The sequence below is a fragment of the Pseudomonas sp. P5_A12 genome (genome assembly GCF_056400685.1).
This window is the reverse complement of record NZ_JBFUKU010000206.1, coordinates 1-9,923: the sequence shown is the minus strand read 5'-3', so window position 1 is coordinate 9,923 and position 9,923 is coordinate 1. Positions and strand designations below refer to the sequence as shown.

10 protein-coding genes are annotated in these 9,923 nt (G+C 58.8%); 6 read left to right on the top strand and 4 right to left on the bottom strand.

The features are described 5' to 3' along the window. The 3 genes from AC1DSG_RS22325 to AC1DSG_RS22315 all read right to left on the bottom strand — a co-directional run. On the bottom strand, positions 1-645 hold a 645-nt coding region (locus tag AC1DSG_RS22325; protein WP_477792823.1), incomplete at its 3' end, for an ABC transporter substrate-binding protein. 114 nt (positions 646-759) lie between these two features. Next, positions 760-2,343, bottom strand: a complete 1,584-nt coding sequence (locus AC1DSG_RS22320; RefSeq protein WP_477792822.1) for a rhodanese homology domain-containing protein — start codon at positions 2,341-2,343, stop codon at positions 760-762. Beyond that, positions 2,340-2,948 carry a cysteine dioxygenase family protein gene (locus tag AC1DSG_RS22315; protein ID WP_477792821.1) on the bottom strand — a complete coding sequence of 203 codons (609 nt, stop codon included), beginning with the start codon at positions 2,946-2,948 and terminating at the stop codon, positions 2,340-2,342. The genes AC1DSG_RS22320 and AC1DSG_RS22315 overlap by 4 nt, the downstream gene beginning before the upstream one ends. A 230-nt stretch (positions 2,949-3,178) precedes the next feature. On the opposite strand from AC1DSG_RS22315, the gene AC1DSG_RS22310 reads away from it, so the two are divergent. Together AC1DSG_RS22310 and AC1DSG_RS22305 are read left to right on the top strand one after the other, a co-directional pair. Beyond that, a complete protein-coding gene (locus AC1DSG_RS22310; protein WP_477792820.1) occupies positions 3,179-4,084 on the top strand; it encodes a LysR family transcriptional regulator in 906 nt (301 codons plus the stop codon). 124 nt (positions 4,085-4,208) lie between these two features. Then, the gene (locus tag AC1DSG_RS22305; RefSeq protein ID WP_477792819.1) at positions 4,209-5,003 is read left to right on the top strand and encodes a class II aldolase/adducin family protein; all 795 of its coding nucleotides are present in this window, start codon (positions 4,209-4,211) and stop codon (positions 5,001-5,003) included. Between the two features lie 106 nt (positions 5,004-5,109). Here the strand turns inward: AC1DSG_RS22305 and AC1DSG_RS22300 are convergent, their stop codons facing one another. Further along, positions 5,110-6,198: an LLM class flavin-dependent oxidoreductase gene (locus AC1DSG_RS22300; RefSeq protein ID WP_477792818.1), complete on the bottom strand. Its 1,089-nt coding sequence runs from the start codon at positions 6,196-6,198 to the stop codon at positions 5,110-5,112. 381 nt (positions 6,199-6,579) lie between these two features. Here AC1DSG_RS22300 and AC1DSG_RS22295 point away from each other — a divergent pair, with 381 nt between their 5' ends. The 4 genes from AC1DSG_RS22295 to AC1DSG_RS22280 form a co-directional block, all read left to right on the top strand. Further along, complete coding sequence (locus AC1DSG_RS22295; protein ID WP_477792817.1) at positions 6,580-7,464, top strand: ABC transporter permease; 885 nt, start codon at positions 6,580-6,582, stop codon at positions 7,462-7,464. Position 7,465: 1 nt separating this feature from the next. Beyond that, positions 7,466-8,266 carry an ABC transporter ATP-binding protein gene (locus tag AC1DSG_RS22290; protein ID WP_477792816.1) on the top strand — a complete coding sequence of 267 codons (801 nt, stop codon included), beginning with the start codon at positions 7,466-7,468 and terminating at the stop codon, positions 8,264-8,266. A 40-nt stretch (positions 8,267-8,306) separates the two neighbouring features. Continuing rightward, positions 8,307-9,332 (top strand): ABC transporter substrate-binding protein, encoded by a 1,026-nt coding sequence (locus tag AC1DSG_RS22285; protein ID WP_477792815.1) that lies wholly within the window; start codon positions 8,307-8,309, stop codon positions 9,330-9,332. A 240-nt stretch (positions 9,333-9,572) separates the two neighbouring features. Beyond that, positions 9,573-9,923, top strand: a 351-nt coding sequence (locus AC1DSG_RS22280; protein ID WP_477792814.1) for an FAD-dependent oxidoreductase, incomplete at its 3' end; no start/stop codon positions are given.

Below are 9,923 nucleotides of genomic sequence, written 5' to 3'. Positions count from 1 at the left end.
GGCCTGGCTGGTGGCGGCAAAGTACAAATGGTTGGTCAACAAGGTTTCGCCGCTGACCAGGACCTTGGCCTGGCTCTGGGTGGTGGAAATGGTGGTGTAGGGGTCCCAGGTCGMCCAGGCGTCGGCGCTACCGTTATCCAGCAGGATTCGCGACTCGCTCGGCAGCAGGTAAATGAACTGCACGTCGTGGGTGCTCAGGCCGGCGCTGCGCAAGGCCTTGATCGCCAGGAAGTGGCCGATGGAGCCACGGGTGGTGACGATCTTTTTGCCCTTCAGGTCGCCAGCGTTGTTCAGCGCAGAATCCTTGGGCGCGAGAATGGCCGTGGTATAGCGACCCTCGGCATGCACGATGCTGACGACCTTGATCGGCGCGCCAGCCCCGAGGGCGAACACATACGGCGCATCGCCCAAAGCGCCTATGTCTACCGCACCGGCATTCAGCGCTTCACCCAGTGGCGCGGCGGCCGGGAATTCAGAGAACTGGATGTCGTAGGGCACATTCTTCAGCTCGCCGGACACCTCCAACAGCACTTTGATCGTGGACTTCTGATTGGCCACCAGCAGCGGTTGCAGGTCTGCGGCGTGGGAAGATGCAGCGCAGCCCAGGGTGCAGAAGAGGCTCAATAACAGGGATTTGGGTGACATGGGAAACTCCAGGCAGGTTGTTGCGCTTCGAATAACCTCCGCCTGGAGAAGGGGGAGGGGATGCTCAAGAAGAGCGGCACCCCGGTACTGACCGAGGCACCAAGGTGCGAGTGGCTAGATCACGAAAAATCCATGGGTGCCATCGCGGGCCAATTGGTCGACCAATCCGAACTCCCAGTCCAGATAGGCCTGCATCGCTTCGCGCGGGCTATCAGTGCCTTCATAAGGGCGGCGGTAGCGATCAATGCGCGGCGACGCCAGACGGGTTTCGCCTTCCTCCAGAGGCAGGTGCGCGGCGATCCAGCTGGCCGTGCCACCCTTGAGCAGAAACACCGCTTTGCCGGTTAACGCCTCGACTTCGGCCACCGCCAGTCGCGCCAACTGACTGCTGCCGCAGGTCAGCACATAGCGCTCGGCCGATGGCACCTTGGCCAGTGCTTCACGCAGTTGCCCGCGCAATGCCCACCAGGCATCGGGAATGTGGCGTTTGACATAGTTGGCACTGCTGGTGAAATCCAGCACCGCGGTGTCATCGTGGTTCAGCCATTCGGCCAGGGTCTGGGGGCTGATTTCTTCGGCCTGCCGGGGCGCGGGGACCGGTGCCTGCCACGCACCTTTTTCGCTGAAGTGCGCAGGCTGCAGGTCATCCAGCACAAACACTTCCCAACCCAGTTGCGCGAGCCAGGATGCGGACATGTTGGCGCGCACGCCATCGTCGTCGACCAGCACCAGGCGTGCACCGCGCACGCTGGCGAAGTGGTCGGTTTCCTGCACCAGTTGCCCGCCGGGGGTCGAGCGGGCGGTTGGCAGGTGCCCGGCTTCGAATTCCTCCGGGGTGCGCACATCGAACAGGTAAGTGTTGCGAGTGGGTTCCTGTTGCCAGCGGTGCAGGTCGGCAATTTTTGCGCGGCCCACTCGGGCTTTATCGGCGACGCGACGGGCGTCAAGTGCGGCGATTTGCCGATGCTCTTCACGGGTCGGGAGGAATCGGCGCGACTGGCCGTGCTGCAATTTTTGACCGGCGAGGGTCCAGCCAATGGTGCCGTTGCGCAGGGCTGAAACCGGGTTGGCGATCCCGGAATTAATCAACGACTGCGTGCCGATGATGCTGCGGGTGCGACCGGCGCAGTTGACGATGATGCGCGTGGCCGGGTCTGGTGCCAGCTCCCGGGCGCGCAGTACCAATTCCGCCCCCGGTACGCTGATGCCGGTGGGAATGCTCATGGTCTGGTATTCATCGAAACGCCGGGCATCGAGCACCACCACATCGGCCTCGTTATCGAGCAGGGCTTGTACTTCTTCGGCCGCCAGTGACGGCGTGTGGCGCTGGCTTTCGACCAGTTCGCCAAAGGCTTTGCTCGGCACGTTGACGTCGATGAACAATTCACCACCGGCGCGGCGCCAACCCTCCAGGCCCCCTTCGAGCAGGCTGACATTGATGTAGCCAAGGTCCTGCAGTCGCTGTGCGGTGATGCTCGCCAGGCCTTCGCCATTGTCGTATACCGTTACGTGGGTATCGCGCCGGGGAATTCGTGAGAACACCTCCAGTTCGAGTTTCGACAATGGAATGTTGGCGGYGAACAGCGGATGCGATTCGGCAAAGGGTGCTTCTTCGCGCACATCCAGCAGCGCCAGTTCTTCACGGTTCAGCAGGGCCTGGCGAATCTCGGCGAAAGAGCGGGACGGTAGGGTGCTCATAGGGCTTGGTTCTCTTTGGACAAATCCCAGATATTGGGGAGAAAGGCGTTGGAATAACCGGAAATGAACAGCTTCTCGCTGCCGTCGGGCTGATACACCGCGCGACGCACGGCTCCGATGTTGGCGCCATAAACATGAATGCTGATCGAGACCTGGTCGTCAAAGGCGTTGCTGACTTGATGTATGTCACCGATTTTTGGCGACACGGCCTCGACCTGGCCCGGTCGCAAGTGCACCCGCTCACTTTCGGCGATCAGGGAGCCGTCGGTGTGGCGCTGGAAACCCTGGGAGTACTCCGCCCCCCGCAACATACCGATCAGCCCCCAAACCCGATGGTCATGGACCGGTGTGCTTTGCCCCGGTCCCCAGACAAAACTGACGATACTGAAACGCTGCCGAGAATCGGCATGCAGCARGTATTGCTGATAGCGCTCCGGGTCTGGGCGGGCAAAATCCTCAGGCAGCCAATCGTCATGGCTGACCAATTGGCTGAGCAGTTTGCCGCCACGATGCAACAGATCACCCTCGCGAGGGTTGCTGTCGATCAATTCCGCCAGGGCGCCTATGAATGCTCTGAGTCTCTCCGGGTGTCGGGCCTGGGTCATGGCGATTCCATCGTTCGTTGTGAAAGTTGACCCTTTGATTTAAACATAATTATCGTGATCAATATGCGATTGTTTAATGATTAGGATATAGCTGAAAGGAATTTATAACCCGTAGGCATAGCGCCAGACGCTATTGATTAGTCGGCTTGCATGGGCCGGGCTATCCAGATACCGACAATAGAACTATGCTTTTCAGACATCTTATCGACTGTTCTCTATGTGCGGGCCAAATGAAAATTGATGATATCGACGCCTTTGTCGAAGTGATTCGTTGCCAGTCCATCAGCCATGCCGCCGAGTCTCTGCAGCTGACTCAACCGGCCATCACGCGGCGCGTGCAAAACTTTGAGCAGGCCTTGGGCGTGGAGTTGTTCGACCGCAATACCAAGCCGCTCAAGCCCACCTTGATCGGCACGCGGGTGTACGAACAGTGTCGGGTGATCCTGCGGGAAATGGATGCGCTGCGCGAAATGGTGGCCACGGATGCGCCGCCCACCGGGCTGTTGCGCCTGGGCGTTCCGCAAACCATCGGCGATGTGGTGTTGCTCGACGCACTCAAGCATCTGCGCATCGAGTACCCCGAACTGAGGGCTCAAGTGGCCACGGGGTGGGGCAGTCAATTGGTCGGCAAGATCGAGCGCGGTGAGCTGGACGCGGCGGCAGCGTTGTTCCCGGCGGGGAAGATTTTTCCGGACAACATAGTCGGCGAGTCGATCGGCAAGGTGGAGTTGGTGGTGGTGTGCGCCAAGGCCCAGTTGCCCAAGCGTCCCTGCAAACTGGCTGATGTTTATCAGAATGGCTGGATTCTCAATCCCGATGGCTGCGGCTTCCGCGCCGGGTTGCAGCGAACCCTGTCGGATCAGGGCCTGGCCCTGAGGGTCAATCTGGAAATCTTCGGCACGGAGTTGCAACTGGGCCTGGTGGCTGACGGTCTGGGGCTTGGATTGGTGCCGCGTCCGTTGCTGGAGCGCAGCCTTCATTTCGAACAGTTGGCAGTCATGCCGCTGAAGGATTTCAAACCGGTGATGGACCTGTGGCTGATCTATCCGCATTTTCTAGGCAATCTGCAGGGACCGGTGGATGCCTTTGGCAAACTGGTCGCTGAATCGTTGCAGAAGATCAAGCGTGCCGCGTGAGGTGGGAGAGTGCGCATATCATAAAAAAAAATAATAATTAGCTTAGATTAAAATGTGATTTTTATTATTTTTTACCTTCCCATACGCTTGCTGGAGTCCTTAAGGCCATCCAGGAAGTTTTGCCATGAGCAGCGTCAGTCCGTTATCCAGTGTCTCGAAAAATGTTCGCCAGCGTGTCAGCCCCGAAGAATGGGAGGTGCGGGTAAAACTGGCCGCGGCCTATCGACTGGCTGCCCTGTTCAAGTGGACGGACCACATCTACACGCATTTTTCCGCGCGGGTGCCGGGGCCGGAAGAGCATTTCCTGATCAATGCCTTCGGGCTGCTGTTTGACGAAATCAGCGCTTCCAACCTGGTCAAGGTCGACATCGATGGCACCATCGTCGATGACCCGACAGGGCTGGGTATCAACCCGGCCGGTTACGTGATCCACAGCGCCATCCACGCTGCGCGTCCCGACCTGCAAGCGGTGCTGCATACCCATACGCGCGACGGCATCGCGGTGTCGGCTCAGCGCAACGGCTTGTTGCCGATTTCCCAGCATGCCATCGGTTTTTCCGGGCGGGTGGCCTATCACGGTTACGAAGGGGTGGCGCTGGACCTCGACGAGCGCGAACGACTGGTGGAGGATCTGGGCGACAAGAGTGTGCTCATTCTGCGCAACCACGGCTTGCTCACTGCTGGCATCAGTGTTGAACATGCGTTCCAGCAACTGCACGTGCTGGAGCGGGCCTGCACTATTCAGATCGCCGCACAAGCCGCTGGCAATGTCGAGTTGATCTTCCCGCCAGCCGAAGTGGTGGCCAAAGTCGAGAAACAGGCCGAGGTATTCAAAAGCGGTGACGGGCCGGGCGTTGCGCGGCACTGGAACGCGCTGATTCGGCAGTTGGAGCGCAGTGACACTGATTACAAGAATTGATCCGCTGCCACCGATAAAAATGTGGGAGCGAGCCTGCTCGCGATGGCGGTTTGTCAGTCAACATTCCTGGTTCATGTGCTGCCGTCTTCGCGAGCAACTGATCCTTTTAAGCTACTTTTTCCGGTGCTTGCCGCTCGCGTTCGGCCACCAGTTTGCGGGTCAGGGGGATCAGGCGCTTGCCGTAGTCGATGGCGTCTTCGAGCGGGTCAAAGCCACGGATCAGGAAGGTGGTGATGCCCAGGTCGTAGTAATCAAGCAGCGCTTCGGCTACTTGTTCCGGGGTACCGACCAGAGAGGTCGAATTGCCTTGTGCACCCAGCAGGCCGGCGATCCCGGTCCACAGGCGCTTGTCCAGACGTGAGCCTTGGGCGGCAGCGGCGAGCAGGCGGCGAGAGCCTTCGTTTGGAGGTTCCCGGCGTACAAAACCGTTTTGCTCGGCCAGTGCAGTGGCCTGCTGCAAAATGCGCTCGGCACGTTCCCATGCCTGGGCTTCGGTGTCCGCCAGAATCGGCCGCACTGACAAACTGAAGCGAATGCTGCGGCCATGTCTGGCAGCTTCGGCGCGTACTTGCTTCACCACCTCGCGAACTTGTTCATAGGTTTCACCCCACAACGCGTACACGTCCGCATGCTTGCCCGCCACTTCGATGGCCACTGTCGATGAACCACCGAAATACAGTGGAATGTGCGGCAGTTGCGGCGATTTCACCGTCGAATGTGCACCCTCCACCTGATAATACTGCCCTGCAAAGTCGAAGGGCTTTTCGCTGGTCCATTCCTGGCGCAGCACATGAAGGTATTCGTCAGTGCGGGCATAGCGCTCGTCCTTGCCGATGTAGCTGCCGTCGGCGCGAAGTTCGCGATCATCGCCACCGGTAATGATGTGCACGGCGGTGCGTCCGCCATTGAATACGTCGAGGGTAGTGAACTGTCGCGCGGCCAGGGTCGGCGCGGCAAAGCCGGGGCGATGGGCGATCAGGAACTTGAGGCTTTTGGTCACGCTGGCAGCGTGCGAGGCAATCAGGGTGCTGTCAGGGCTGTTGGAATGGAAGGCAACCAGGGCGCGGTCAAATCCGGCTTCCTCATGGGCGCGTGCCACTTTTTCCACGTAGTCGGGCTGCAGCACAGGCCCGCTGCGAGGGTGGATTTCCGAAGAATGGTGACCGCCGATGTAGCCGATGAATTCAATACTCATGGGAGCTCCTTTTCGTTGAATAGGCGTGATTCAAGCCTCCACCTGGCATTGGGGTCGGTCTGTGGAATGCAAAATAGGCGTAGCAGGGCCCGGCTGTGAAATGCCGTTTGGTTCTAAGTTAATTATTAATTTAAAGAATGATGATTGTTTTTAAATATCAGTTATGTGCATTTTAATGGGTGTCAGTCATGCAGGCCGCAGCGGGGCAGGGATGCAGGTGTTTATTATGCAAATAATTTATCAGCTTAACTTTATATCTGATTTATTAGCATATTAGGTTATTCCTAAAAAGAATTTCACTGAGGTTTTTTATGCGAATAGCATGAAAACCGAAGCTGACGCATGGCACCTCTGGCCATGTTTTTTGAGGAAGGAAGCCTGATGACTGAAAAGACCTTCGATACACAGAGCACCAATGGCTCGTTTTCCGTCAACAAGGCTGCTCGCCATCGCGGTGAGCTACAGGGGGCATCAAGGCTGTTGCCGCACTGGCTGCGCAACTGGCAGACACCTGAAGTCTTGCTGCGTTTACTCAGCCCCATCGCATTGTTGCTGTTATGGGAATTGGCGTCGCAATGGGGCCTGATCCCACAACGGGTCATCGCGGCGCCCTCGCAAATCGGCGGCACGCTATGGGCCATGATCGCGTCCGGGGAACTGGGTAAACACTTGCTGGTATCGCTGCAACGGGCGCTGGTGGGTTTGAGTATCGGTGTCAGTCTCGGTGTGGTGGCGGCGCTGATCAGCGGCCTGTCCAAGCGCGGCGAGGTGGTACTCGATTCACCGCTGCAGATGTTGCGCACCATCCCGTCGCTGGCACTGGTGCCGTTGTTCATTCTCTGGTTCGGCATCGGCGAATTCACCAAGATTGCGCTGATCGTCGTCGGTACAACCTTCCCGGTGTACATGAATCTGTTCGCCGGCATTCGCAGCATCGATCCCAAGTTGATCGAGGCCGCCAACACCCTGGGACTGAGTCGTCGCGAACTGATCTGGCACGTGATCCTGCCGGGCTCGTTGCCCTCGTTTTTTGTCGGCTTGCGCTACTCCCTGGGAATTTCCTGGCTGGCGCTGGTGTTCGTCGAGCAAATCAACACCACCGCCGGCATCGGTTTTCTGGCCAGCGACGCGCGGGACTTCATGCGCACTGATGTCATCGTGATCTGCCTGCTTATCTACAGCGTCCTCGGCCTGTTGATCGACGGACTGATCCGCACGCTGGAGCGTTTTGCCCTGGCCTGGCGCCCAACTTTTGTGAGGAACTGATATGTCGAGCATCGATCTTTTGGACCCGTCGAAATCTGCACATTCGGCAGCACCGGTACAACTGCGCAATGTGGTGCGCCAGTTCGGCGAGCAACGGGTCATTGATGGGCTGGACCTGGACATCGCACCGGGTGAGTTCGTCGCGTTATTGGGGGCCAGCGGCTCGGGCAAGACCACCTTGCTGCGTAGCCTGGCCGGCCTCGACAGTATCGACAGCGGTCAGTTACTGGTGCCAAAGGCGCGGGCGGCGGTGTTTCAGGAGCCTCGTTTGATGCCCTGGAAGCGTGCCTGGAAAAACGTGATTCTCGGGCTGCACATCCCCGACGCCAAGGCTCGCGCCGTGCAGGCCCTGACTGAAGTGGGACTGGCCCATCGGCTGGACGCTTACCCGGCCACGCTCTCCGGGGGCGAAGCGCAACGTGTGGCACTGGCACGTGGTCTGGTGCGCGAGCCCAAGCTGTTGTTGCTCGATGAACCGTTCGCCGCACTCGACGCGCTGACCCGGATTCGCATGCATCGGCTGATCATCGAATTGTGGCGCAAACACACCCCGGCGGTGTTGCTGGTCACCCATGACGTGGATGAAGCGATCCTGCTGGCCGATCGGGTGATCGTGCTGGCCAACGGCAAGATCGCCGAACAGGTGTCTATCGATCTGCCCCGGGCTCGCGACACCGGACAACCCGGTTTCCAGGCCATCCGTGCGCGTTTGCTGACCTTGCTGGGTGTTGAAGTGGAATCCGCTGCTGTCGTCGAGCGCCAGGCACCCACCAGTAGCGTCCGGCGCTTTGCCCATGGTTGATGCAAATTCCAATTTTTTTTTGATACAGGGATATTCCGCCATGTCGATACGCGTAAGGAAATCTGCAGGTGTGTTGCTCTCGGCGGCCGCGTTGCTGCTCGGCGGTTGCGGCGAGTCGGTCGAAAGTAAAACGACATCCGCTACCCGGTCAGACTTGTCCGGTGTGACGCTGGTGCTGGGTGATCAGGCCAAAGGCTTGCGCACCGTAGTGGAGGCGGCGAATGCGCTGGAGGGCATCGACTATAAGGTCGAGTGGGCAAACTTCCAGGGTGCCGCGCCGTTGTTTGAAGCTTTGCGCGCTGGCGCCGTCGATCTGGGGCCGGCCGGTGATACGCCGGTCCTGGCCGCCGCTACCGGGGGCACGCCGTTGCGTATCGTCGCGGTACGGCGCAGTCAATCCAGGAGCATTGCGATCCTGGTTCCAGCCGATTCGAGCATTCATGAAGTGGCGGATCTCAAAGGTCGAAACGTCGTGGTGTCGTCGGCCCGAGGCAGCATTTCCCAATACCTGTTGATTCGCGCACTGGCCAATGCCGGGGTTGATGAGAAGGATGTCAACATCGGGTTCGTGTTGCCGACCGACGCCTTGTCTGCGTTCAACGCCGGAAAAATCGAAGCCTGGGCCACATTCGGTATCTACCAGGCGTTTGCCGAGCAGCAAGGCGCGCGGGTGCTGATCACCGGGGAGGGCATCAATACCGGGCTGACCTTCATTACCGCCTCTGATGAAGTCCTCGCCGACCCGCTCAAGCGCAAAGCGCTCAGTGACGTGTTGCAACGCTTTGCCAAGGCTTTCGAGTGGGCTCGGCAGAACCCCGAGGAGTACGCGCGGGTCTTCGCCAAGGTCAACGATGTGCCGCTGGACGTCTCGAAACGTCTGCGCAGCTGGGGCGACGAATCGCTGTTGCCGGTCGAGCCACGGGATGTCCAGGCCTTGCAGCAAGTCGATGACCTGTTCGTGGAAAAGAAGATCTTTCCCCATCGCGTCGACGTGGAAAAGTTCACGGATACCACGGTGTTTTCCGCGGTGCCATTGACGGTGACGCAATTGCAGCCGACGCGGTAGTCCGGTTCTCGTCCCGTCAGAAATCCACTGCCAGCTCTATGGCACTTATGACAGCTTAAAACTCACCACGTCGTGATTAGAGTTGACGATGATCAGAAGCGAAGGATCGACGCTTTACCGATAAATCACTGCAGCACTGTAGCCGCCGTCAAGCGATCAAGAATATGTATATGCTTTTTTATGCGTTGATTTTTAACCATTATATCTTTCAACTAGCTTCTTTTTGACTGGTGATAGCTGATGTCGGAGCGGTGTGATGTGGTGGTTTTGGGCCTGGGCGCCATGGGTGCCGCTACGGTGTATCAATTGGCGAAGGCGGGTGTGAATGTTGTTGGTATTGACCGCCATCACCCGCCTCACAACCTGGGCTCCAGCCACGGAGATACACGCATTACCCGGCTTTCGGTCGGTGAGGGCGCGCAATACGTTCCCATCGTGCGCAACTCCCATCGCATCTGGCGCGAGCTTGAGGAATTGTCGGGGGAGTCGTTGTTCGAACAGTCAGGCTTATTGGTGCTGACCTCGAGCCCCGAGTTTGACCCCAACGACAAAACCGACTTCACCTTGCGTACCATCGGCCTGGCGCAGACA